The 24,613-nt window shown below is 28.8% G+C and carries 22 protein-coding genes; 7 read left to right on the top strand and 15 right to left on the bottom strand.

Features of this window, described 5'->3' with window-relative positions; translation table 11 throughout:
- Nucleotides 1–79: 79 nt before the first annotated feature.
- A complete protein-coding gene (locus CDLVIII_RS11020; protein ID WP_009169533.1) occupies nucleotides 80–1,018 on the bottom strand; it encodes a hypothetical protein in 939 nt (312 codons plus the stop codon).
- A gap of 383 nt (nucleotides 1,019–1,401) precedes the next feature.
- On the opposite strand from CDLVIII_RS11020, the gene CDLVIII_RS11015 reads away from it, so the two are divergent.
- Nucleotides 1,402–2,376 carry an alpha/beta hydrolase gene (locus CDLVIII_RS11015; RefSeq protein ID WP_009169532.1) on the top strand — a complete coding sequence of 325 codons (975 nt, stop codon included), beginning with the start codon at nucleotides 1,402–1,404 and terminating at the stop codon, nucleotides 2,374–2,376.
- Between the two features lie 82 nt (nucleotides 2,377–2,458).
- Here the strand turns inward: CDLVIII_RS11015 and CDLVIII_RS11010 are convergent, their stop codons facing one another.
- From CDLVIII_RS11010 to hemA, 8 genes are all read right to left on the bottom strand, one after another.
- Entirely contained in the window at nucleotides 2,459–3,010 is a 552-nt protein-coding gene (locus CDLVIII_RS11010) for a DUF3867 domain-containing protein (protein ID WP_009169531.1), read from the bottom strand.
- Between the two features lie 101 nt (nucleotides 3,011–3,111).
- Nucleotides 3,112–3,744, bottom strand: a complete 633-nt coding sequence (locus CDLVIII_RS11005) for an epoxyqueuosine reductase QueH (protein ID WP_035301735.1) — start codon at nucleotides 3,742–3,744, stop codon at nucleotides 3,112–3,114.
- Nucleotides 3,745–3,839: 95 nt separating this feature from the next.
- Nucleotides 3,840–5,132, bottom strand: coding sequence for a glutamate-1-semialdehyde 2,1-aminomutase (gene hemL / locus CDLVIII_RS11000; protein WP_009169529.1), 1,293 nt, complete (start codon nucleotides 5,130–5,132; stop codon nucleotides 3,840–3,842).
- Nucleotides 5,133–5,169: 37 nt separating this feature from the next.
- Nucleotides 5,170–6,138 carry a porphobilinogen synthase gene (hemB, locus tag CDLVIII_RS10995; protein ID WP_009169528.1) on the bottom strand — a complete coding sequence of 323 codons (969 nt, stop codon included), beginning with the start codon at nucleotides 6,136–6,138 and terminating at the stop codon, nucleotides 5,170–5,172.
- Nucleotides 6,139–6,356: 218 nt separating this feature from the next.
- The gene (cobA, locus tag CDLVIII_RS10990) at nucleotides 6,357–7,817 is read right to left on the bottom strand and encodes a uroporphyrinogen-III C-methyltransferase (RefSeq protein WP_009169527.1); all 1,461 of its coding nucleotides are present in this window, start codon (nucleotides 7,815–7,817) and stop codon (nucleotides 6,357–6,359) included.
- A gap of 54 nt (nucleotides 7,818–7,871) precedes the next feature.
- The gene (hemC, locus tag CDLVIII_RS10985) at nucleotides 7,872–8,750 is read right to left on the bottom strand and encodes a hydroxymethylbilane synthase (RefSeq protein ID WP_009169526.1); all 879 of its coding nucleotides are present in this window, start codon (nucleotides 8,748–8,750) and stop codon (nucleotides 7,872–7,874) included.
- A 36-nt stretch (nucleotides 8,751–8,786) separates the two neighbouring features.
- Nucleotides 8,787–9,470, bottom strand: coding sequence for an NAD(P)-dependent oxidoreductase (locus tag CDLVIII_RS10980; protein WP_009169525.1), 684 nt, complete (start codon nucleotides 9,468–9,470; stop codon nucleotides 8,787–8,789).
- A complete protein-coding gene (gene hemA, locus CDLVIII_RS10975; RefSeq protein WP_009169524.1) occupies nucleotides 9,428–10,639 on the bottom strand; it encodes a glutamyl-tRNA reductase in 1,212 nt (403 codons plus the stop codon). Before hemA ends, CDLVIII_RS10980 begins: the two co-directional genes overlap by 43 nt.
- A gap of 721 nt (nucleotides 10,640–11,360) precedes the next feature.
- Between hemA and CDLVIII_RS10970 the strand changes: the two genes are divergently transcribed.
- Nucleotides 11,361–12,002 (top strand): undecaprenyl diphosphate synthase family protein, encoded by a 642-nt coding sequence (locus tag CDLVIII_RS10970; protein WP_009169523.1) that lies wholly within the window; start codon nucleotides 11,361–11,363, stop codon nucleotides 12,000–12,002.
- 183 nt (nucleotides 12,003–12,185) lie between these two features.
- Complete coding sequence (locus CDLVIII_RS10965) at nucleotides 12,186–12,458, top strand: DUF1294 domain-containing protein (RefSeq protein ID WP_009169522.1); 273 nt, start codon at nucleotides 12,186–12,188, stop codon at nucleotides 12,456–12,458.
- Here the strand turns inward: CDLVIII_RS10965 and metA are convergent.
- Complete coding sequence (gene metA / locus CDLVIII_RS10960) at nucleotides 12,445–13,359, bottom strand: homoserine O-succinyltransferase (RefSeq protein WP_009169521.1); 915 nt, start codon at nucleotides 13,357–13,359, stop codon at nucleotides 12,445–12,447. The two genes, CDLVIII_RS10965 and metA, sit on opposite strands and share 14 nt — an antisense overlap.
- 349 nt (nucleotides 13,360–13,708) lie before the next feature.
- On the opposite strand from metA, the gene CDLVIII_RS10955 reads away from it, so the two are divergent.
- Both CDLVIII_RS10955 and ade read left to right on the top strand, forming a co-directional pair.
- Nucleotides 13,709–14,767 (top strand): beta-propeller fold lactonase family protein, encoded by a 1,059-nt coding sequence (locus CDLVIII_RS10955; protein WP_009169520.1) that lies wholly within the window; start codon nucleotides 13,709–13,711, stop codon nucleotides 14,765–14,767.
- A gap of 199 nt (nucleotides 14,768–14,966) precedes the next feature.
- Nucleotides 14,967–16,736: an adenine deaminase gene (gene ade, locus CDLVIII_RS10950; RefSeq protein WP_009169519.1), complete on the top strand. Its 1,770-nt coding sequence runs from the start codon at nucleotides 14,967–14,969 to the stop codon at nucleotides 16,734–16,736.
- A gap of 138 nt (nucleotides 16,737–16,874) precedes the next feature.
- Here ade and CDLVIII_RS10945 read toward each other — a convergent pair whose 3' ends face one another.
- A complete protein-coding gene (locus tag CDLVIII_RS10945; RefSeq protein WP_009169518.1) occupies nucleotides 16,875–17,993 on the bottom strand; it encodes an HD domain-containing phosphohydrolase in 1,119 nt (372 codons plus the stop codon).
- 98 nt (nucleotides 17,994–18,091) lie between these two features.
- Nucleotides 18,092–18,907, bottom strand: coding sequence for a sugar-phosphatase (gene yidA / locus CDLVIII_RS10940; protein ID WP_009169517.1), 816 nt, complete (start codon nucleotides 18,905–18,907; stop codon nucleotides 18,092–18,094).
- A gap of 262 nt (nucleotides 18,908–19,169) precedes the next feature.
- Here yidA and ytaF point away from each other — a divergent pair, with 262 nt between their 5' ends.
- Both ytaF and CDLVIII_RS10930 read left to right on the top strand, forming a co-directional pair.
- Nucleotides 19,170–19,796, top strand: a complete 627-nt coding sequence (gene ytaF / locus CDLVIII_RS10935) for a sporulation membrane protein YtaF (protein ID WP_009169516.1) — start codon at nucleotides 19,170–19,172, stop codon at nucleotides 19,794–19,796.
- A gap of 407 nt (nucleotides 19,797–20,203) precedes the next feature.
- Nucleotides 20,204–21,262 carry an HD domain-containing phosphohydrolase gene (locus CDLVIII_RS10930; RefSeq protein WP_009169515.1) on the top strand — a complete coding sequence of 353 codons (1,059 nt, stop codon included), beginning with the start codon at nucleotides 20,204–20,206 and terminating at the stop codon, nucleotides 21,260–21,262.
- Between the two features lie 105 nt (nucleotides 21,263–21,367).
- Here the strand turns inward: CDLVIII_RS10930 and CDLVIII_RS10925 are convergent, their stop codons facing one another.
- The 3 genes from CDLVIII_RS10925 to cobD all read right to left on the bottom strand — a co-directional run bounded on the left by CDLVIII_RS10925 (nucleotide 21,368) and on the right by cobD (nucleotide 24,590).
- Nucleotides 21,368–21,883, bottom strand: a complete 516-nt coding sequence (locus CDLVIII_RS10925; protein WP_009169514.1) for a hypothetical protein — start codon at nucleotides 21,881–21,883, stop codon at nucleotides 21,368–21,370.
- Nucleotides 21,884–21,899: 16 nt separating this feature from the next.
- Nucleotides 21,900–23,399: a cobyric acid synthase gene (locus tag CDLVIII_RS10920; protein WP_009169513.1), complete on the bottom strand. Its 1,500-nt coding sequence runs from the start codon at nucleotides 23,397–23,399 to the stop codon at nucleotides 21,900–21,902.
- Nucleotides 23,400–23,504: 105 nt separating this feature from the next.
- Complete coding sequence (gene cobD, locus CDLVIII_RS10915) at nucleotides 23,505–24,590, bottom strand: threonine-phosphate decarboxylase CobD (protein WP_009169512.1); 1,086 nt, start codon at nucleotides 24,588–24,590, stop codon at nucleotides 23,505–23,507.
- Nucleotides 24,591–24,613: the final 23 nt, after the last annotated feature.

Raw genomic sequence — 24,613 nt, 5'->3', positions numbered from 1 at the left:
ACTTGTTATATATATTATCATGTATTTTATAGATATACAAGTGTTTTTCTGTAAAATACATGATAATATATTTATTTTTTTACATGTAAATGTTTAAAGGCATAATTTGAATCGCACATTCATTTATTCTCAAATCTGGACACTTTGGTACAAATATATCATTTTTCTCTAAACACTCTAAAAGAGGTTTACATTTTTCAAAAAAATTTTCATAGAACTCCTCTTGCCCTGTTTTTCTTAAGAGACTTATGGAATCACATTCCTCAGTGCAAGTTTTAATCACTTTTCCAATAACCCTGCAAGGACAGTTTACAGTATCAAATATGTTATACCTATTATTCATAAAGTTTTCTTTATTTACAGTTAAAATTGCTGTTCCTTTTCCACTGTTCATTATTAAATCCAATGTATTGTTATATGTCAAAACACTTTTCACATATGTTAACATCTTCAAGAACATGGTAAAATTAATATTTCCAGGACAATTCTTAGCTAAATCATCTAGATATTCACTTCCAAATATAGATATTAAATTTATCAATGTATCAACAAAAGGCAGAATACCTTGATTTGTAACTGTTCCTCTAAGTTCTATTAAATCTCCTGGATATATATTATTATTCTCTATATCATTTTCAGTCTTATGCTGCAAATGCTTATTTTCATCAAAATAATCAATTAAATTTCTATTTAATACAAAAGTAGTATAAGTAGTTTTAACTTGTCTTTCTTCTCTTATACATTGCTTCGCATCTATGTCTTTATCCATATGATGACTTTCCATATTATTATTAGCATCTAATTTATTTTTATCCCTATATCCTTTTCTTTCAATTCTTGCAATACTTCCCTGATTAGAATTTTCTATTCTATCTCCTTGGTGCAATCCAGCTGATAATGTTCTATCAAAAGCTTTAGTATTAGTTATTGTTTCTATAAATCCTGTTAACACTAAAGAAGATAAATTTCTAACTAAATTTTCGTCTAAATAAACAAGTACATCAAAGGAATTATTCATAAATGCTCCTTCCCTTCAAAAGGATTACTAAATAAATGTTCTTCTTATATATTATTCATATTCATATCACCATAAAATATTATTTCTATTTTTATTCTGATATTTCCTAATTAATTACATAATTCTTACATTTAGAACTTTTTTAATTTCTTATGATATAATTTACTGTATAATTCTTTATTAATGTAGAAATTCTAATATAGTCTTTACTTCACTCTATTACAACTTAACACGTAAACTACTTTGATTTCCACGTTAGTAAATCACTTCTAGTAACACTCACATAAGAAAGGAGGATGCTAAGGCATATTTAAAAATATCAATAGTATGCCTAATTTTTGATAAACTATATAATTTCTAGTTTATTGCTAGCATATGTTTTAATGAAGAAATTTTTTAAAAGATCATTTTTAATTCTTATTGCTGTAACTATTATCTTTTCTATAATATTTCGTACACGAATTATGTTTTGCTACAGAATTGCAGATAAATATATTGCTTTAAAAAATAATCAATGGGACTTACAACTAACTAATCCCCAAAAATTATCAAACTCTGTAACTTATAAAGATGTTGTATATAAGAACACTAATAACGTTCCTCTAAAATTAGATATTTATGAACCAATAAATCAAATATATAAGTCTTCACCTGTACTTTTATATGTTCATGGTGGAAGCTTTGTTTATGGCGATAAAAATATTCCTGATACTTTAAGTCCAATATTAGATACATTAAGAGAACAAGGTTATACAATCATAAGCACTTCCTATGAACTTATGAAAGATAAAGAAAATTTCAACAAACAGATTTGCGATATTAAGGATACCATTAGATGGATCTATAAAAATAAGTCAACTTATAACTTCAATACAAACGAAATAGGAATCATCGGTATTTCATCAGGTGCTCATCTTTCACTTATGGCAAGCTATAGTGATGAGAATAAATTTGTAGATGATAAAGACTTAAGTAATTATCCTTCGAAAATCAAGTATTTAATTGATTTTGCGGGTCCAACTGATTTAAGCCTTTTAAATACTAGTAATTTAAATTATGATCTCTCAAAAATATTTTCTTCAATTTCAAATAAAGAAGAAGTAATCAAAAAATACAATCCTATAAACTATGTTAATAAGTCAATTCCAAATACATTGATAATACATAGCAATTTTGACCCTACAGTTCCTTATGAAAGCTCAAAGGAACTTTATGATGCAGGTGTAAAAGTACATGCTGGCGTTAAGCTAATCACTCTAAATAGCAGTGTTCATGATCTATCAAGTATTTCAAATAACGATATCACTTCAATTTCCAAAGGATTATTGGAATTTGTAATATTCAATTCACCTCTATGATATTTTTTATTGAATTTAAATACTTATATATTAAAATAAAGGATGAAATTTCTTTAAAATTTCATCCTTTACAACTTATCTATTAATATTCATAGTTTTTTATATTTTCGCATAAGACTATATTTATTTTTTTATCCTCTATTACTTTCTTATACGAGCATAAAAATTCATTTAATTCATTATCATTTAAATCTATGCTCTTTTCACTTGCTAATATGACATCACTTTTTTCTATAAGTACTTTCAAATCATTTTTATCATTTTTTATGAAGTACTCAGACATAACCTTATTTGCCATCCTGCTTTTATACTTTTCTTGAAAGCTCATATTTTTCTTCATAGTATCATAATTTGAATTATCAATACTTAATCCTGGAATCTTAAACTGCTCTTCTATCATAGAAGGATCTACTCCATATCTCTCCAAAAACTTCTTTTGTATATTAATTAATTTGTCTTGAGATATATTATTTTCCTCCATATAAGTCATTATATTTTTGGAAAATTCAGCCATATTCATTTTTCCTTCAGCCAATTTATAATACATAGAATATATATAATCTTCAAACTTATCTACATCTTTGTCTTTAACTTTATTCTTTAACTCATTAAAATCTATAATCTTATCAGACATATTAATCCTCTCCTTTATACTATTATATAATAACAAGTATTTATCTGTTGTAAATTTTTTATTACATTGTAATGCATAAGAAAAAATGATCATTGCCTAATTCATTCTTTATTCATTTGTGATCTTTCATTTTTTGAAAATACGCAGCCACAATAATCTTGTCTATATAAATTGTATTCATTTGAAAGTTCTATGGAACGTTTATAGCCTTCTTTTTTTTTGAAATCTGAATACAAATATTTTATATTATATTCTGTACTTAATTTTTGGCCTATTTCATTTAGTTTTTGTGCATTCTTATGAGGACTTATCGATAATGTTGTTGTAAAATAATCATAACCTTTATCTTTAGCTATAGCAGCTGCCTCTTTAAGTCTTAATTCATAGCACTTAAAACATCTCGTGCCACCTTCCCTTTCGTTTTCTAAACCTTTAGATATTTCATAGAAATTTTCAGTATCGTATTTTCCCTCAATAAAATCTATTTCATGCTCAACTTTAAGCTCTGAAATAAATCTTTTTTGTTCTACTACTCTTCTTGAATATTCCTCTAAAGGATAGATATTGGGATTATAAAAGAAAATCGTTATTTTAAAATATTTTGATAAATATTCTAATACGTAGCTGCTACATGGTGCACAGCAGCTATGTAACAATAATCTTGGAACCTTTTTATCATTCACTAACTTTTCTATTAGTAAATCCAATTCCTTTTGGTAATTAATTTTATTCATCATAAGCCATTCCTTTAATATTACGGACCTATCCTTAAAAGGGTATAGTCCACAATCTCTTTAAATATTCTATTCTTAGTCTATATAAATTTTCACTATTTATTACGACTTTCGTTAATTGCAAATTCTTCGAAAGCATTTAAAAATCTATCAATATGTATTTCTTCATGTTTTACACTTAAAAATACTGCTTCAAATTGAGATGGTGCTATATTTATTCCTTTTCTTAGCATGTGCTCAAAATATCTATTAAATCTTTCCACATTACATTTCTTAACATCTTCGTAAGTTCTAACTTCCTCCAAGTCAGTAAAGAATATTGTCATCATACCTCCAACTCTGTTCATTACAATTGGAAGATTGTATTTTTTTGATATCTTTACTACACCTTCTTGAAGCTTTGCTCCTATTTTTTCAATATGATCATAATAATTTAAATTATTTTTTAATTTATTTAAAGTTGCAAGTCCTGCTGCCATGACTATTGGATTTCCAGACATTGTTCCTGCTTGATATACTCCGCCAAGTGGTGATAATTTCTCCATTATCTCTCGTCTTCCGCCATAAGCTCCACATGGAAGTCCACCTCCCATAATCTTAGCGTATGTAATCAAATCTGGTTTAACATTAAACAAAGCCTGAGCACCTTTAAATGTAACTCTAAATCCATTCATTACCTCATCGAATATTAATAACGCTCCATATTGTGTACAAAGATCTCTTAGTGTCTCCATAAAATCATCTTCTGCTTTTATTACTCCCATATTTCCTGCAACTGGTTCAATAATGACACCTGCTATTTCATTTCCATACTTCTCAAATAATTCTGTAATTTGCTTTTTATCATTATATATACCTATTAATGTATTCTCTATGCTTTCATTTGGAACACCAAGTGAACCTGGAATTCCTCCTGTCATTACCCCTGAACCAGCTTCTATTAAAAATCCATCAAAATGCCCATGATAGCATCCTGCAAATTTCACTATTTTCTTTCTATTAGTATATCCTCTTGCCAGCTTTACTGCACTCATAGTTGCCTCTGTACCAGAATTAACCATTCTAATCATTTCAACATTGTCTAAATTAGTGCACATAAACTTAGCCAAGTCTAATTCTAATTTTGTTGGTGCTCCAAAAGCTAGAGCTTCTGAGCTTATTTTTTGAATAGCCTCGACAACATCATCATCGCAATGTCCAAGAATTAGCGGCCCCCAAGCTAAAACAAAATCAATATACTCATTATCATCTTCATCTTTAATTATTACACCTTTTCCAGACTTTATAACTGGAGGGTTTAATTTAACACCTTTAAATGCTCTAACTGGGCTATTAACTCCACCTGGCATATATTTTTCTGATTCTTTAAATATTTCAAGGTTTTTCATGTCTTTTCCTCCTAGGTCTTATATTATTTATATATATTTATCGTCCATTTAAAATCTTTGATGCTTCTAATGCATGATAAGTAATAATTATATCAGCTCCAGCTCTCTTAATTGAAGTTAAGGTTTCCATCATTACTCTTTCCTCATCAATAAGCCCAAGTTTTCCTGCTGCCTTAATCATAGCATATTCTCCACTTACATTATAAGCTGCAAGCGGCATATTAAAGTTTTCTCTACAATCTCTTATTATATCCAAATAAGAAAGTGCTGGCTTAACCATAATGAAATCTGCTCCTTCTTCTATATCCATTTGTGTTTCACGAAGAGCTTCCATTCTATTAGCTGGATCCATTTGATATGTTTTTCTGTCTCCAAATTGTGGTGCAGAATTTGCAGCATCTCTAAATGGTCCATAATATGCAGAACAATATTTTGCTGAATAACTCATTATACTGATATTTTTAAATCCATTTTCATCTAATGCTTTTCTTATAGCTCCAATTCTTCCATCCATCATATCAGATGGTGCAATTATATCTGCTCCTGCTTTAGCATGAGATACAGATATTTTAGCTAGATATTCTAAAGTTTCATCATTATCTACATATTCATCATGAATTATTCCACAGTGGCCATGAGAAGTATACTCACACATACAAACATCTGTTATAACAAGCATGTCTTTGTCTAGCTTTTTAATTTCTCTTATTGCTTGTTGAACAATTCCATTATCATTATAAGCCTCTGATCCACATTCATCTTTATGATCTGGTATTCCAAAAAGCAATACTCCTGCAATATCAGCTTCCTGAATGTCTTTAATTACTTCATGTAATCTATCAATAGAAAAATGATAATTTCCTGGTAATGAAGAAATTTCATTCTTTATATTATTTCCTTCTACAACAAAAATAGGATAAATAAAATCCTTTGAATTTAATATTGTTTCTCTAACCATATCACGAATGGCTGGATTTACTCTAAGTCTTCTTCCTCTTTTAATCATAATAATACATACCTCCACTAATTCAGTTCACAGCTCGCAAATATCAATTAACAGTTTCAAATGAAAATCCATGTTTACAAATATAAACTTATACATTCAGTTTTCTTTTAAAATCTCTAAATTAATCTCTTCCACTTGCATAACTCTTCCAATTTCCATTTATATTTATGATTACTTTCAAGTAATACTTTAATCTTTTTATTATTAACTTCTAATTATTAGATAAATGCTTGTATTTCCTTTAAAAAGCCCTCTTCACTATGTTCTGTGCATACATAAGCCTCTATTCCTAATTTTTCTAATGGCTCATTTGTTTTTGGTCCTATTGCTATAATCTTCTTCTTTTTGATTTCTTCTATACCTAACATCTCTATCATATTATTAACAGTTGATGGACTTGTAAAGAATACTATATCAGCTTCGTCAAAAGACTTTTTATTAACCACAGAACCGCAAACAGTATCATAAATATATACTCTATCAACCTCTATACCACAGCTTGTAAGCTCTTCATATATATACTTTCTGCTCTTAGCTGAGCATGGTAAAAGTAAAGTCTCATTTTTATTTAAATATGGCTTTAATATATTTAATAGACCTTCAGATGCAAATTCCTTTGCTTTTGCAAAACACCTAATTCCTCTTTGCTTTAAAGCTTTCTCTGTTGCATCTCCAATAACTGAAATTTTTGCCTTAATTCCTCTTATATCATAATCTTTTTCTATTAAATAATCAAAGAATACTTCAACACTATTTACCGAAGTAAACACTATATGATCATACTTTCCTAATTTATCTATATAATCTTTTAGATTATCTGCCTCATTTTTTATCTCTATTGCATTGAAGCTTGTAACTTCTGCTCCTAATTCTACTAATTTATTTTTTAAATTTACCGATTGTTTCCTTGAGCGTGTAATACATATATTCTTTCCGAACAAAGGTTTATTCTCATACCAATTTAAATCTTCACTTAAATTTACTACTTCCCCAACTACAATTATACATGGAGATTTTAAATTAGCAGCTTTTACTTTTTGGGAAATATTATCTAGAACTCCTATTACTTTTTTTTGCTTAGCTGAAGTCCCTCTCATTATGACACCACATGGAGTAGCTGAATCTTTTCCATTTTTAATAAGCTCACTAACTATATTATCTAAATTACTTAAACCCATCATAAATACCAAAGTTCCTTCTTCAGATGCTAATGCCTTGAAATTCACCTTTAGATCTTTAGCAGATTTACCTGTTATAACATGAAAGCTTTGAGCTATCCCTCTATGAGTTATTGGAATTCCTGCATAATTCAAAACTGCAATTGGAGATGTTACTCCCGGAATTACTTCAAAGGATATATTTTCTTTTTTTAAAGCTAATACTTCTTCTCCGCCTCTTCCAAACACATATGGATCTCCACCTTTTATTCTTCCAACTATATGTCCTTTCTTAGCTAGCTTTACTAAAAGTTCATTAATTTCATCCTGAGTTTGAGAATGAGCCCCTGGTTCTTTGCCACAATAATAAACCTCACAGTTTTCACTTAAGTAATTTAATATATTATTTGAAACCAATCTATCATAAAGTACAGCCGTACATTTTTTCAACGCTTTAACAGCTTTTAAAGTTAATAACTCTTCATCTCCTGGTCCTGTTCCTATTATATATACTTGCTTCATAACATGCCTCCTAATTAGATCAATTAACGATTATTAATAATAAAACCTATCAATCTATACACTTATTATCTTTTCAGCTAATTTTTTTCCTAAGATAATATGCTCATCTTTATTTCCCAAAATATCTTTTTTTACTATTTTCCCTCCAATATCATATATACCAATCATATATAAATCATTTCCTTGAATTTCTGAATACGCCCCAATAAGGCTGTGACAGTCTCCATTTAGTCTTCTCATAAAACTTCTTTCTGCTTCAACTGTCAATTTAGCATTTGAATCCTCTAACATTTCAAAGTAACTTTTAGCCTTACTTGTTTTTAAACACTCAATTCCAATAGCCCCCTGAGCAACTGCTGGTAGGAACTCCTTAGGATTAAAATATTCAGTTATTAAATTTTCTTCATTTAATCTTTTAAGACCTGCTGCTGCAAGTATTATTCCATCTAAATTTTGATTTTTCATTTTTTCAAGTCTCGTTTGAACATTTCCCCTAATTGAAACTATTTCTATGTCATCTCTTAAGATCTTAAGCTGACAAGCCCTCCTAATGCTGCTGGTCCCTACTATTGCTCCTTTTTTAAGTTCCTTAAAAGGTATATTATCCTTTGAAATAAGGACATCTCTTATATCTTCCCTTTCAGTTATTGCAGCAATTTCAAATTCCTCACTTAATTCATAAGGAACATCTTTCATACTGTGAACTGCTCCATCTGCTCTTTTCTCTAAAAGTGCACGTTCTATATCTTTGACAAATAATCCTTTACCACCAACTTTAGCCAAAGAAACATCTAATTTTCTATCGCCTTCTGTTACTATAAGCAGCTTTTCACTTTCTACATTAAATTTTTCCTTTAAGCTTTTCATTATAATTTCTGTCTGTACCTGAGCCAATCTGCTTTTTCTTGTTGCCACTATTATAAGATTATTCATTAATTAACATTCCTCCGTAATTATATGTAAAAATTATCATTTAAAATCCAATAAGTACTCAACAATTTCTTTTGAAAATTTAGACCTAAGAGCACTTTCACTTTCTCCTTTATCAAATGAGTCTTTAAAAGCTTCATCACCAATAAATTCAAGTATATCTTTTTTGTATTGTGGTACTTTTTTTGCTTTATCTCTAATTCTGCTTGTAAATTCAATAAATTCATCATATTCTTCTAAAAAATTTTTCACTTTATTTGAAAGTAAAATTGTACCTTTTGGATTTCCCTGTTTTGTATTAAGCGCAAAAGTTATATTTTTAGTGCTCCTCTCAATTGGAACTGCTCCCATTCCGTCTTTAAAGCACGCTGAATCTATATAAAGTTTATAATTATCGTCACAATATTTTTTAATTTTATTTCTTAAGCCTTCATCATCTAGCGCGATTATAATAAGATGCTTATCTTCTAAAAATTTAAAATTAAAGTTATCAGTAATTAACTTTAGCTTTTCAGGTTCACATTCTGCTAATTTAATTATATTATTATCAAAAGTCCTCGATAGTATCTCAACATAGCATTTACTATTTACAAAATGTCTAGCTTTTATTTCACCGGCTTTTCCACCACCAATTATTCCAACCCTGAGCTTTCTAGATATTAATGCAATATATGAAAAATCTACTTCGTCATCATAAATATCTTTTCCATTATTTTTGTCCATTCTTCACCACGTCCCTTTAAAGTTTCTTCTTTGATAACTTCAATGGCTCTATTTATATAAAAATCTGATGTACTTTTAATTAGCTTATCAGCTAAGGCAATGTCTTTTTTTTCATTGCTCTTATGTGAAAAAGTTTCAATTCGCTTTTCACTCACTTCGTTACCTAAGTCTCTTAATTTTTTCATTGTAGGTGCAATGCTTCTAATTTTAAGCCAATCTTCATATTCTTTTATGTATTTGGCCATAATATATGTATGCTCTTCCATTCTTTCTTTTCTAAGCTTCTTATTCTTATCATCAATTCGACTTATGGTATCAATGTTATAGACTTCAGTCCTATCTAATAGTGCAACTTCCTTTTCTATATCTCTAGGAACGGATAAATCATATATTATAAGTTTATTTCCATCTTTTTTAATATCTTGTCTTCTAACAACTGGATGAGGTGCTGATGTACAACCAATTATACACTCTACTTCATCTATATAATTGTTTTTTTCTTCAAAATTTATTACTCTGACTCTTTCATCACATATTTCATCTTTGATTCTATTATTCCTAACTACCAAGTAAATGACTTCTACATTATGAGAAAGAAGATATTTCACGATTAATTGTCCAACTTCCCCATATCCTAAAACCATAAATTTAGTACATTTATGATCGATTGCTTCATTTGCTACTATTGACGCTGAGGATACTGGAATTTCAAATAATTTAGCATCCCTTCTAAATTTCTTTCCACAAGTAATGGCTTCTTGAAATAATCTATGCAATTCTAAAGAAACACCTTTAATATTTAATGATTCCTCATAAGCATCTTTAACCTGCCCTAAAATCTGATCCTCACCTAATATTTTAGAATGAAATCCACAACAAACTTCAAATAGATGCCTATAAGCATCTTCATCTGCTTCTATGAATATATGGCTTTTATATTCATAGTCCCAGTCAAAAATTTCAAATATATTTTTTAATAATTCCTCTTCACTTTTATTTGAAGAAAGATTAAAATAAATTTCTGTCCTATTACAAGTCGCCAAAATTACTACTTCTTTCAATTCTTCAAGTAGTTTTTCAACATATTCATTATGTTTTCTAGCTTTTATTATAAATTTTTCTCTAATTTCTAATGGAGTATTTTTCTTAATACCTATTAAGCCTATCATCCATTGTCACCTCACATGTCTTTTCAATTAAAATGCTAACTTCCTTATTTCCTTGATAAACTCTCAGCTTACAAGAATAAGCATAAATTAGGTTTCCAAAGTAAACTTAATTTATTATAGTATATCTTCAGATAAATGCAAAATTTTGAGTCTATAAACCCTGAGTAAGTTCGAGTGGCCAAATACAAGATTTGGACTCTTAGATGAAACTCGACTCGCATTCGCTCACTGAGTAAGTTCGAGCAGCCAAATGCAAGATTTGGACTCTTAGAGGAAACTCGACTCACATTCGCTCCCTGAGTAAGTTCGAGTAGCCAAATGCAAGATTTGGACTCTTAGAGGAAACTCGACTCGCATTCGCTCCCTGAGTAAGTTCGAGCAGCCAAATGCAAGATTTGGACTCCTAGAGGAAACTCGACTCGCATTCGCTCCCTGAGTAAGTTCGAGTGACCAAATACAAGATTTGGACTCTCACTTAAGTTTATCAAATAAGTCGTACTTTTTCCAACAAATAAATTTTATAGTATGATAATATTTACTTATAACACGTATTAATGACATATCATATATCCAATATAAGAACTAGATTTATAACTTAGAATTCAAATATAGACATTCAATCACCATATATAGCTTATTCGCATTTTCAAGAATGTATTTTTTTAAAATTACTTGGTTATACTCTTAATGTCAATACTAATACAAGAGGTGAAATAAAATTATGCGAATTCCAAAACATATCGGCATTATTCCTGATGGTAATAGGCGTTGGGCTTTATCTAATTCATTAAATAAAGAAAATGGCTATGATCATGGAATAAATCCTGGACTTGAAGTATTTAAACTATGTCAAAAAGAAAATATTGAAGAAGTAACCTTCTATGGATTTACAATAGATAATACTAAACGTCCTAGAGAACAAAAAGCAGCCTTTACAAAAGCCTGTATTGACTCAGTTATGCTTTTAACAAAAGAAAACTGTGAAATTTTAGTACTTGGAAACACTGAATCCAGCTGCTTCCCAGAAGAATTATTACCCTTTACTGAAAGAAAAAAATTTGGATTAGGTGGAATAAGAGCAAATTTTCTAATAAACTACGGTTGGGAATGGGATCTAAATTTATTAAAAAACAGTGATGCATCCAAAAAGCACATTCAGCCATATCTACGATCAAAAGATATTTCAAGAGTAGATCTTGTAATAAGATGGGGTGGTCGAAGAAGACTTAGCGGTTTATTACCGGTTCAGTGCGTATATTCAGACTTTTATATTTTAGATAATTATTGGCCTGATTTTAAAGATGAAGATTTTTATAATGCCTTAGCTTGGTATAATGAGCAAGATGTAACTTTAGGCGGCTAAAATCAGTTCAGAATAATATCATCATTTAAATACATATGACAATGAATAAAATTATAATCATAGCTATTATTTCAAATATAAATTTCATGGACTTTAACATATTTATGTTCTAAAATAAATTAGGCACACGAAAATGAACAATGTGCCCTATTATCATAAATAATTTATATTGGAGTGAAATTTATGCTAAAGACCGTTTTGATATATTTACTACTAATTAATTTTATTGGATTTATTATCATGCTTATAGATAAGCAAAGAGCTATTCATAAAGAATGGAGAATACCTGAAAAAACTCTTATTTTACTTTCAATTTTTGGAGGTTCAATAGGAATGCTTGCTGGTATGTCTACATTTAGGCATAAAACAAAGCATAAGAAGTTTACAATTGGAGTGCCATTTATACTTCTTATGCAGATTTGCTTAATAATGATATTATATTTTAAAGCTTATTAAGATCAAACGGTGTATTTTGATATACACAATAATTGAGCCAGTTTCCAAAAACTATACTTGCAGGTCCTCTCCATATATATTGAGGTCTTTCATTTACATCATCATTTTTGAAATAGTTTTTAGGTATTGCTATATCTTCGCCTTTTTCCTTATCTCTTACATATTCATCTTTTAATGTGTCTCTATCATATTCCATATGACCTGTAACAAAAATTTTTCTTCTATCTTTGGTTGCTACAATAAACACTCCAGCTTCTTCAGATTCAGATAAAATTTCAAGCTCTGGAACCTTTTCTATATCTTCACGTCTTACTTCAGTATGTCTGGAATGTGGCGCATAAAATATATCATCCAATCCTCTTGTAAGATCAGCTTTCTCATCATTCACCCAATGGGAAAATACTCCAAACATTTTTTCTTTCAAATCATATTTAGGTATATCATAATGATAATACAATCCTGCTTGCGATGCCCAGCATATATAGAAAGTGGAAAATACGTTAGTCTTACTCCAGTCCATTATTTCAGTAAGCTCGTCCCAATATGTGACTTCTTCAAATTCCATCCTTTCAACTGGAGCTCCAGTAATTATAAGCCCATCAAATTTTTCATTTTTTATATCCTCAAAATAACAATAGAATTTATTTAAGTGCTCCGATGATGTATTATGAGAAATATATGTTTTAGTTTGAATAAGTGTTATTTCTACTTGTAGCGGCGTATTAGATAAATATCTGAGCAATTGATTTTCAGCCACCACCTTTTTAGGCATTAGATTAAGAATTGCTATTTTTAGTGGTCTTATATCTTGTGTATTAGCTCTCTCATTATTCATTACAAATATATTTTCATTTGATAAAACCTGAAATGCAGGTAATTCTATAGGAATTTTTATTGGCATTCCTATGCTCCCCCCTTTATTGTAGTACTTCTTATTGCTATATTTCTTATTAAAAAATTTTTTTCAATCTTATTATTTATAGTTATTATTATATCAAAATTCTATGCCTTAGCAATATCTTAGCTTAATATATATGTTGCAATAATAAAATCACACTTGGACAGCCTATAGGCTAAGTAAATATCCAGATGTAAAATATATAAAACCAATTGCAGCATATATATAATATTTGAATTAATTTTAGCAGTTAAATTCTCATATAATTTATTAGTATAGCATAAATTCAAGAAAAAATTTTCTATAATTTATGCTATACTAATAAATATATTAATACTAGGGGGCATACGTAATGATATTAACAAAAGACACTACAATTGGATTCATTGGAACTTATACAAAAAATAAAAGTAAAGGAATTTATAGAATTAAGTTCAATACTAGCAATGGGCATATTGAAGAAAGCAATCTAGCTTACGAAATCGAGAATCCTACATATTTGTGTATTGATAAGGAAAGACATATACTTTATTCTACTTGTAAAATTGATGAAAAATCTGGGGTATCCTCATTTAAATATTGGAATGAAAAAAGCAAGCTTAATTTAATTAATTATAATCTCTCTGAAGAAAAACAACCTTGTCATGTCAGTCTAAGTGATACTAACAATATATTAATTTCATCAAACTACCATGAAAATAAGATGCTTGTCTACAATACCTTGGATGGTTTTATTTTAAACCCTCCTTTGACTGGAAGCCATTCTGGCCATAGCCTACATACCGAAAGACAAGAGAAACCGCATATTCATTGTTCAATGTTCACAGATGATCAAAAATATATTGTATCAATTGATTTAGGAATTGATAAGATGATGATTTATACTTTAGAAAACGGCAAACTTCTAAAAAAAGATGAAATCAGTCATTCATTTCCTGCTGGAACAGGCCCTAGACATATTACTTATTCAAAACTAAAGCCATTTTATTACGTTTTAAGTGAATTAACTTCAGAAATTTTTGTTTTAAAATATAATTCTGAAGCAGAAACTCCTTTTGAAAATATCCAAACTCTAAGTAGTTTACCTAAAAACTATAATGATAAAAAATCTGGTGCTGCTATTCGTATACATAAAAACAATAAATTCTTATATACTTCAGATAGAGGAAATAATACTTTAAGTTTATTTATTATAAATCAGGAAAATGGAAAACTGACATTTGTAGATGCTTGTTCTTCCGAAGGAAATTCACCCAGGGATTTTCAAATTGATCCAACAGGAAATTTCCTGCTTTGTGCAAACGAAAACTCTGATAATATATCTATATTCTCTATTGATCAAACAACCGGCAGCCTAACCTATATTAAATCTGAAAATATTCCTACACCTACCTGCATAGAATTCGCATAGTATTATATTAACAAGGTTACATTACTTATGTAGCCTTGTTCTATATAAATAATATACTATTCTAAAATAGATATTTATCATTAAGCAAACCTTTTCTATTTTTGTCAATATTAATTTATTTAAATAATGATAAGTAAATATATCTTAAAGAGAGATTATACATATAATAATTTCAACTTTAGAAAAGGAGGATCTTATTTTGAAAAGAGAAAATCTAATTAATCATATTAAGGCTTCGAATAAAAATATTAAATGTGATTTAACAATAAAGAATGTTACTATAATCGATGTTTTTAATAAAGATTTGTTTATAGATAGCATTGGAATTAAAGATGGTTATATTGTTGGTATTGGAGAATATGAGGCATGTAAAATTGTAGATGGTACTAATAAATATATTTGCCCTGGACTTATTGATGCTCACTGTCATATTGAATCAAGCCTTGTAACTCCTGAAGAATATTCTAAATTAGCTTTACTAAATGGAATAACTTCTGTTATTGCTGATCCACATGAAATATCAAATGTATTAGGTACTGATGGAATAAATTTTATGCTTGATTCTTCAAAAAACATTCCTTTTGATATATATTTTATGCTCCCTTCTTGCGTTCCTGGTACCAGTTTTGAAAATTCCGGTGCAATTTTGTTAGCCAAAGACTTAATAAGTTATTATAAAAGCAATAAAGTTTTAGGTTTAGCTGAAATTATGGATTATCCTGCAGTAGTAAATTGTGAAAAAAACATGATAGATAAAATTTACGATGCTATAAATAATAATAAAGTCATTGATGGTCACTGTGCAGGTTTTTCCCCTATGATGACTAATACCTATAGAATCGCTCAAATTTTAACAGATCATGAATGCACTAATGCTGAAGAAGCAATTGAAAAAGTTAAACGAGGGATGTACGTTTTAATGAGAGAGGGCACTGTAGCTAAAAACTTAAAGGAGTTATTGCCTGCTGTTAATGAACGTAATAGCGATAGATTCTGTTTTTGTACTGATGATAAACATATTGATGATATTGCTCATAATGGATCAATTAATAGCTCAATAGTTTATGCAATAAGAAACGGTTTAAGACCTCCAACTGCAATTCAAATGGCTACCATTAATCCAGCCAATATATACAAGCTAACTAATAAAGGGGCAATAGCGCCAGGTTATATAGCTGATTTTATTCTACTTAGTAACTTAGAGCAATTTAAAATCTCTCAAGTTTACAAAGAAGGTAAGCTTGTTGTTGATGATAATAAACTAATGGATTATGATAATGACTCAAATAGATATTTTTATAAAAATATCTATACCAGTAATTCTGTAAACCTTCCAAATATAAATACAGATAATTTTAGAATTGATATAGAAAATAAATCTTCTAACTTATTAAATGTAATCAAAATAATTCCAAACAAGCTTGAAAGCATGCATTTAAAACTTAACATTTCGAATATTGACTCAATAAAAAGTAATAATTCTAAATATTTTACCTCATCTTTAAAAGATGATTTAATAAAAATTTCAGTCATAGAAAGACATAAGGCTTCTGGAAATATAGGACTTGGAATATTGAATGGTTTAGGACTTAAAGAAGGAGCAATTGGAACCACCATTGCCCATGATTCCCATAACTTAATAATTGCTGGAGTAAATGATAATGACATGTTATTTGCAGCTAAAGAGTTAGAGAAAATGCAAGGTGGAATTATAATTGTCAAAAATCAAACTATTCTAGCACAAATAAAACTTGAAATTGGCGGCCTTATGACAAGTAGAAAATATACTGAAATTCAAACAGATTTGCATAATCTTCATTCGGCAATTAAAATAATAGCTCCAGATATTACTTTTAATCCATTTTTAACTTTATCATTCTTATCATTACCTGTAATACCTGAATTAAAAATTACAGATAAAGGACTATTTGATGTTGTTAATTTTAAATTCATAGATATTTGTGAATAATAAGTGTACAAATAAAGCCTGCTTTTAATCTATTAATAAAGAACAGTAGAAATTAATTAAAAATAAAATCTCCTTTTTAAAAGTTCGAAAATATAAAAACTTAGAATTTCGAGCTTTTAAAGGAGATTTATAATGTAATCACTCTAACTGATGTTTTACTCTAGTAATTACAATTGAAATTTCTTTAATCAATTCAGTTTTATCATCAATTCTGCTTACTCTAGAGCTTTCAATTATTCTTACTGTTGGCCTTAAGGGAAAGCCTGGTTTCGTTTCCTCAACTATAGCTGTTTCACCTGTGCTTAGCTCTACTATAGTTCCTTTTGGATATGGGATAACTATTTTGCAAAAAACATTGACAATATCATGGTCAAACATTGTTCCGGCATTAGACATCAAATATTCTAAAACATCACTTGGAAACATTGCCCTCTTTCCTGGCAAATCTGTTGATAAATTATCATAAGCATTTGCAATACTTACAATATTACTTAAATCAACGATATTTTCTTTGCTTAAACCATCTGGGTAACCTTTACCATCAATTCTTTCATGATGCTGCAAAACCACTATCTTGCTTAAACTATTTATGTTATATGTGTTTGATAGATATTTATATCCAAGCCTCGGGTGGTTCTTTACTAGTTCTTCCTCTTCTTCAGTCAGTTCACAGTGACTATTCTGTTTCCACAAAATCTCTTTTGGTAACATTGACTTTCCAATATCATGAATCAAAGCTCCTATGCAAAGTGCCTCTAGCTTCTTCTTTGGAAATTGAAATGCAATTCCTATTGTAAGTGAAATTACAGCAACATTTACTGAGTGTGAATACGTATAATTATTCATACTTCTTATATCCACCAGTGCAAGTAATACGTCTTTGCGTTTCAATATATCTTCAACTATGCTGACTGCCATTTTTCCTATATTATAAAAATAACTTTGCTCCTGCCACGTATAATCGCTCTCTTTATTTCTTAATGCATCACCGCTATTAAGCCTTCCTATATTTGAGAAAGCCTCTTTTATAGTCATAATTGTCTTCTGCCTTATTTCCGGCTTAATGATATCTTCAATTTCTTCATTGCTATATTTATCAACTATATATATAGATAAAATATTTATCTCTTTTATCTTTGCAATTGTATTTTCTCTTAAAACAACTCCAGCTCTAAGTAAAACTCTTCCCTCAACATCATATAATGTTTTGCCTAGCACTGTATTAGGTTTTACGCTTTCAATCGGGACTAATCTCACATTTTTCCTCTCCCTTAAATTGTTACAACTTATCCATTTTTTATAACTTTCAATAATCGTACATACTTTTCTTTAGTATATTTAATTATAATACTTTATTATACAGATTCATTTAAAATAAATTTTTCTATTACATTTGCAATACCATCTTCGTCATTTGATGTAGTAATAAAGTTTGCAGCCTCCTTAACTTCTTTGGTTGCATTCTCCATAGCAACTCCAAGCCCAGCATATTTTACCATTGATAAATCATTTCCTGCATCTCCACAGGCTATAATTTCTTCCTTCTTTATTCCAAGATACTCGCCAAGTTTCTTAAGCCCAAGTCCTTTATCTACTTCTTTATTGGTAAACTCTAAGAAAAATGGTGCACTTTTAAATACACTGTACTTCTCATAAAGTTCAGCTGGTAATTTTTTTATAGCTGGATCTAATATTTCTTGTGGGTCTATCATCATAACTTTTATAATATCTTCTTCATCATCAATTTCATTAAAATCTCTTATATTAATTTCAATTCCATTTATATCTGCCTCATGTTCTGTATATTGACTGATTTTAGGTGTGATCAATCCATCTTTTGCAGAAAATGCATGAATATTAATATTAAGCTCTTTGCTAATCCTATATATATTCTTCAAATCCCTTCCTTTTAATGGAAGTTTAGATACAACTTTCTGAGTCTTCGTATTTTGAACTAATCCTCCATTAAAGCTAAGTACATAATCGTCATCTTTTAATAAATCAAGCTCATTTAAATATTTAGTTATTCCAATTAGAGGTCTCCCTGATGCTAATACTATCTTTACTCCCTTTGCCTCCGCTTCCTTTATCGCTGCTTTGTTTTTTTCTGAAACTCTCTTATCTGTTGTAAGTAGTGTTCCATCCATATCTAGTGCAATTAGTTTATACATATTTTTCCCCCATTTGTTAGTTATTTATTTTATTCTTTCAGTTAATTACAACAAATCTCTGTCTAAATTATAACATGAAATTCATTTTCTTAAATATTAACTTTCATATATTATTATTAATTTGATTTACTAAACTGATTAATTGGCTTAATAACTGTCTCAACATGTATAATTCACTTGTTATATACATACTAATTTTGTAACTAATAATATCTTTTTTTCATATCATGAATTGTATCTAACACTTTATGAGGTAATATTTATGCTCGAATCTCTATTATTAGTATCCTCTTTATGTATAGATTCTTTTGTTGCAAGCATTGCTTATGGTACATCAAAAATTCGTATTCCGCCTCTATGTATACTAATAATTAACTTAGTCTGTACCCTTACTCTTGCTTGTTCCTTATTTATTGGATCTATATTTAAAAACCTTCTTCCAGGTAATATTCCAATGCTTTTAGGTTTTTTTCTTTTAATGCTGCTTGGGATATATAGATTATTTGAATATATTTTTAAAGCATATATTTTTAAATGTTCAAAATCTGACAGGCCTCTCACTTTTAAACTTTTTGATTTTCAATTTGTTTTACAGGTATATGCAGATGAAATTAAGGCTGATTTTGATAACTCTAAATGTTTAAATGTTAAGGAATCTTTTTATTTAGCCTTAGCTTTATCTCTAGATAGTCTTACCGTAGGAATTGGTTCAAGCTTATGCAATATCAATTACATTCAAGTTCTTATTTTATGCTTTATCATGGGAACTCTTTTAGTATCCATCGGCGTTTTTCTCGGAAGAAGATTCGCACAAAAAATTCATTTCGAATTATCCTGGTTATCCGGAGTACTACTCATATTATTAGCAATACTTAGAGTTTTAAAGTAAATTAATTTATAAAAATTTCACTTGTCTCATAATGAGCTTAATACCACTTGTAGTATTAAATACTCTAAAATATTAAATCGATAATTTCTTTATATTAAAGAAATTATCGATTTAATTGCATTAAATTACATTATCTTTTACTTAATACCATTTTTCTGCTAAAATATTACTAGGGTATTGTAAAAATTGTTTATAAAGAATAAATGACATAATTCATAAACTAAATTTAAGATATTATATTAGGGATGTAATCGGTATACCTTATTTAAAATCGTAAAATTTTTTTTACTTTCTATGTATACCAATGCATAATTATATAGCAAAATATTTTCAATAATAACTAGATTGCTATATAAACAAAAAATGTATTATTAAAGTTATATTGCTAAAAATGAGGGGGATAATATATGGATCATATCATAATTGTAGATGATAATGCACTAAATTTGAAGTTTGCAGAGCAAGCTTTGAAACCATATTATAAAATTACTTTGCTTACTTCTGCTGCTCAAACAATGAAATTTTTATCAAAATTCACTCCAGATTTAATATTGCTTGATATTAATATGCCTAATATTAATGGATATGAACTATTTAGCACAATAAAATCGATTGATAGATTAAAGAAAATACCTATAATATTTTTAACGGCTTTAAATGATATCGAAAGTGAGCTAAAATGCCTTAGACTTGGTGCTTTAGATTTTATTAGTAAACCTTTTGTTCCTGAATTAATGCTAAGCAGAATTAGACTTCATTTGGAACTTACAGCTTATAGAAAAAATCTTGAAGTTCTTGCTGCCGAAAAGACAAAAACCATAGAAAAACTTCAAGATAGTATGGTTGTAGGTCTTGCAGAATTAGTTGAATGTAGAGATGGTGAAACAGGTGGTCATATTAAAAGAACTGCTAAGTATCTTGAAATTTTAGTAAATGCCATGCTTAAAGCCGGACTTTATACGGATATTCTGACAGAAGAGTATATTCATAATATCATTCGTTCCGCTCCACTTCATGATATTGGGAAAATAGGAATTTCTGATAGCATTCTTTTAAAGCAAGGTGACTTTGATAAAAATGAACGTGATTATATGAAACAACATACAACATTAGGCGGTATGGCACTTCAGAAAGTTATTGATGCAACGGATGGTGAAAATTTTTTATATGTAGCAAGAGATATGGCCCTTTGCCATCATGAAAAATGGGATGGAACCGGCTATCCATCTGGTATTTCTGGTTACTCCATCCCTCTATGTGCTCGAATTATGGCTGTTGCTGACGTCTATGACGCTCTAACCTCAAAACGTCCTTATAAGAAACCATTTCCTCACTCAAAAGCAGTAGATATAATTATAAATTCTTCAGGAACTCATTTTGAGCCTTGCCTTGTAGAGGTATTTGAATCCGTAAGTAATTCATTTAATAACATCTCACAATTATATAATCAAAAATTAGAGATATAGATACAAAAAAAGATTTAGTTCTAAAATATTTCTTGAACTAAATCCACCAACATAACACTTGGTCTTTCTTTTATTCCTTTACATACAAAATACAATTTAATAGATTTATAAATTCATAAATCTATTAAATTGTTTATCTAACTCTTCAATGTCTGATTCTAAAAATTTATGGAAGGTTTCTTTTTCTAATTTAAATAAAAATAGCGGAGAGTTTAAATAATTTAAATACTTTTCTGTCAATTCCATTATTTCTTCATCTGGAACTTTATAAACTTCTCTTAAAATATCTAAAAATGATCCGCCTCCAAAATTTTTCAATCTTCTCTCTGCAGTATATAACACACCTTGTACTTTATCTCCACCAAATACTTCTACTTGCTCTTGTATTGATCCATATCCTTTTTTTAACATATCAATATATTCATTTATAATCGCTTCTTTAGAATTTCCTATATTTTTTCTTGAAATTATATTCTTTAGTACTTCATATGCTCTATCTTCTGATATCCAAAAAGCTTGTTCTAATACATCAGTCATCTTATAAAAAGTTTTTCCTTTAACATTTTCTCTTGCGCGCTCTTCTATATACTTTAATAATCTTTCTTCTGTAACTGTTAGCATACCTTTCCTCCAAATCCTATATATTCATTATGTCTCTTAATTTATATATATCGATATTTTCTTCAAATACCTTAGCTAATTTATCATATTCGCTATCCTTATATTCATTTATCTTTTGAATGATTACTTCCTCTGAAAGTTTTATGCTACTCTTATCTCTTAACGATTTTACAAACGAAGTCATAAATTTTTCCGAATCAAATATGCCATTAAGATATGTTCCTGCAACCATCTTTTCTTTATCACATACTCCTACGATAGTTCCATCCAAATCAGTTATAAATGGCATCACTTTTTTTCCAACCTTGCTTATTCCATTGTGAATTTCATAACCTTTTATTATAATGCCTTCTATAGATTTTATTAAATTAAGATCACATAAAATTTTTCCCTGAGTCTGCTTTGTAATTTTCGCCTCATTAAATCTTGTCTTTATGTCCAAAAAACCAAAGCCATCCTCCTGGCAAATGTTTCCTTCAACTCCTAACTTATCAAGAATTAAAGTTCCAAGCATTTGATACCCCTCACATATACCAAATATAGGAGTTCCATTTTCTTTAGCTTCTTTTATCTTATCAAAGAGCTTATTTTCCTTTATATTTCTTAAATCTTCAATTGTATTTTTGGTTCCAGGTATTATTATTAAATTCGGATTCTTTAGCTCGTTTGGTTTAGTTATATATCTAACTGTTACTCCTGGCATTCCCTCTAAAACATTAAAATCTGTGAAATTTGACATATGTGAAAGTCTAACGATAGCTATATCTACAATTCCTTCTTCTTGATTATTTCCTATTCTCTCAGTTTCACTATCTTCATCTTCAATATCGAACTTTTCATAGGGCATAACTCCAAGTACAGGAATATTTATAATTTCTTCAAGCTGTTTTATTGCAGGTTTAAATAACTTCATGTCTCCTCTAAACTTATTTATTATTACACCTTGAATCCTTTTTCTTTCTGACTCAGATAATAATTGAATAGTTCCAACAATTGAAGCAAAAACTCCACCCCTATCAATATCTGAGACTAAAATTACTGGTGCATCTGCTATTTCAGCCATAGACATATTGGAAATATCACCATCTTTTAGATTTATTTCAGCACAACTTCCAGAACCTTCTAATACAATTATATCATAGTCTTCACTTAATTTTTCATAAGATTCTTTAACTTGCATTTTTAAAGTCTCAGTAAGTTCTTTATATTTATATGGCTCGATTCTACAAAAGACATTTCCTTTTACAATTACTTGTGTATAATCCCCACTAGGTTTTAATAATATTGGATTCATTAAAGCATTTGGTTCAACTTTACAAGCTTCTGCTTGTACTATTTGTGATTTTCCCATTTCCAATCCATCTTTTGTGACATAGGAATTCACTGAAATATTTAAAGCCTTAAAAGGAGCTACTTTTACACCTAAATTTTTCAAATATCTACATAGGGCTGTTACTAAAGTACTTTTCCCAACAGAAGACGCTGTACCTAAAAACATTATACTTTTTTTATCCATTTATTTACTCCCCTCAAACTTAGGCACCTAAAAATGAACTTTCATCCATTTATTATATGCAATACAGGTCATTTTTTTATGCTGAGTTTTAATATATATCTTATATTACTCTCTTTTTCCATTTCCTTCAAATATTTTCTTTAAATTCTTTATTAATATAAGATTTTCTTCATGGTTTCTTACCGCAATTCTATAATAACTATCATTTAAACCATTATAATTGCTACAACTTCTAATTAAAATATTCTTTTTTAAAAGTTCATTCTTTAAATCAACTTCAATAAGTGTTTTAAGGAGAATAAAGTTTACACTTGGTTCATATACCTTTAATTCATTAATGTGTTTTAATTCTTTATATAAATATTCTCTTTCACTTATTAAGCATTTTCTGGATTGGCTTATATATTCTTTATCATTAAGCCCTGATTTTACAGCTACTTCAGCTAAAACATTTATATTCCAGGCCGGAGTTATCTTCTCTAACTCTTCTTTTAAAATAGAGCTTTTACATAGTCCATAACCAATTCTTAGGCCTGGAAGAGCAAAGAATTTTGTTAATGACTTTATTATAACTAAATTATAATATTCATTTATGTATGAAACCATCGATAAATCTTCTTCTATAAAATCTAAAAAAGATTCATCTATTATAACAATAACATTATTTTGTTTTGCTTTAAATAGAATTTTTGTTAATAAATCTTTTGAAGTTATAACTCCTGTTGGATTATTGGGATTGCATATGAATATTAGATCTAATTTGCTATTTATATAATCTAAAATATCCTCTTGTATATGAAAATCATTTTTTTCCATTAATTTATAATAAGTAATCTCGCCATTTACAGCTCTTATTGCTTCTTCATATTCCGAAAAAGTAGGTGCCAAGACAAGTGCGTTTTTAGGCTTAATTCCTCTAACCACATTAAATAATACTTCTGCCGCACCATTTCCTAATATTATATTCTCTGCATTTACATTTTCAAATTTACTAATTGCAGCCTTAAGTTCAAAGTAAGTTATATCAGGATATTTTTCAATTTTATTCAAATTCTCTATAATTTCTTTTCTTATACTATCCGCCATTCCTAGAGGATTTATATTAGCTGAAAAATCAATTATTTTATCGTATTCTAGCTTATTTTTTCTACTTATTTCTTTTGCATTTCCTCCATGCCCAAAGCTTGCCATAACAGTTCCTCCATCGTAAATTA

Source organism: Clostridium sp. DL-VIII (assembly GCF_000230835.1).
GTDB lineage: Bacteria > Bacillota > Clostridia > Clostridiales > Clostridiaceae > Clostridium.
This window is presented reverse-complemented; position numbering and strand designations above follow the sequence as displayed.

What these genes read in the sequence shown, in the direction of transcription:
- CDLVIII_RS11020 (WP_009169533.1), bottom strand. Translation starts at nt 1,018, where the DNA reads ATGAATAATTCCTTTGATGTACTTGTTTATTTAGACGAAAATTTAGTT.
- CDLVIII_RS10925 (WP_009169514.1), bottom strand. Translation starts at nt 21,883, where the DNA reads ATGCTAACAGTTACAGAAGAAAGATTATTAAAGTATATAGAAGAGCGC.
- CDLVIII_RS10965 (WP_009169522.1), top strand. Translation starts at nt 12,186, where the DNA reads ATGCTAAAGACCGTTTTGATATATTTACTACTAATTAATTTTATTGGA.
- cobD (WP_009169512.1), bottom strand. Translation starts at nt 24,590, where the DNA reads ATGGCAAGCTTTGGGCATGGAGGAAATGCAAAAGAAATAAGTAGAAAA.
- hemB (WP_009169528.1), bottom strand. Translation starts at nt 6,138, where the DNA reads ATGATTAAAAGAGGAAGAAGACTTAGAGTAAATCCAGCCATTCGTGAT.
- CDLVIII_RS11005 (WP_035301735.1), bottom strand. Translation starts at nt 3,744, where the DNA reads ATGAATAAAATTAATTACCAAAAGGAATTGGATTTACTAATAGAAAAG.
- CDLVIII_RS10920 (WP_009169513.1), bottom strand. Translation starts at nt 23,399, where the DNA reads ATGGATAAAAAAAGTATAATGTTTTTAGGTACAGCGTCTTCTGTTGGG.
- cobA (WP_009169527.1), bottom strand. Translation starts at nt 7,817, where the DNA reads ATGAAGCAAGTATATATAATAGGAACAGGACCAGGAGATGAAGAGTTA.
- hemL (WP_009169529.1), bottom strand. Translation starts at nt 5,132, where the DNA reads ATGAAAAACCTTGAAATATTTAAAGAATCAGAAAAATATATGCCAGGT.
- yidA (WP_009169517.1), bottom strand. Translation starts at nt 18,907, where the DNA reads ATGTATAAACTAATTGCACTAGATATGGATGGAACACTACTTACAACA.
- CDLVIII_RS10930 (WP_009169515.1), top strand. Translation starts at nt 20,204, where the DNA reads ATGGATCATATCATAATTGTAGATGATAATGCACTAAATTTGAAGTTT.
- CDLVIII_RS11015 (WP_009169532.1), top strand. Translation starts at nt 1,402, where the DNA reads ATGAAGAAATTTTTTAAAAGATCATTTTTAATTCTTATTGCTGTAACT.
- CDLVIII_RS10955 (WP_009169520.1), top strand. Translation starts at nt 13,709, where the DNA reads ATGATATTAACAAAAGACACTACAATTGGATTCATTGGAACTTATACA.
- CDLVIII_RS10970 (WP_009169523.1), top strand. Translation starts at nt 11,361, where the DNA reads ATGCGAATTCCAAAACATATCGGCATTATTCCTGATGGTAATAGGCGT.
- CDLVIII_RS11010 (WP_009169531.1), bottom strand. Translation starts at nt 3,010, where the DNA reads ATGTCTGATAAGATTATAGATTTTAATGAGTTAAAGAATAAAGTTAAA.
- CDLVIII_RS10980 (WP_009169525.1), bottom strand. Translation starts at nt 9,470, where the DNA reads ATGGACAAAAATAATGGAAAAGATATTTATGATGACGAAGTAGATTTT.
- metA (WP_009169521.1), bottom strand. Translation starts at nt 13,359, where the DNA reads ATGCCAATAAAAATTCCTATAGAATTACCTGCATTTCAGGTTTTATCA.
- ytaF (WP_009169516.1), top strand. Translation starts at nt 19,170, where the DNA reads ATGCTCGAATCTCTATTATTAGTATCCTCTTTATGTATAGATTCTTTT.
- hemC (WP_009169526.1), bottom strand. Translation starts at nt 8,750, where the DNA reads ATGAATAATCTTATAATAGTGGCAACAAGAAAAAGCAGATTGGCTCAG.
- hemA (WP_009169524.1), bottom strand. Translation starts at nt 10,639, where the DNA reads ATGATAGGCTTAATAGGTATTAAGAAAAATACTCCATTAGAAATTAGA.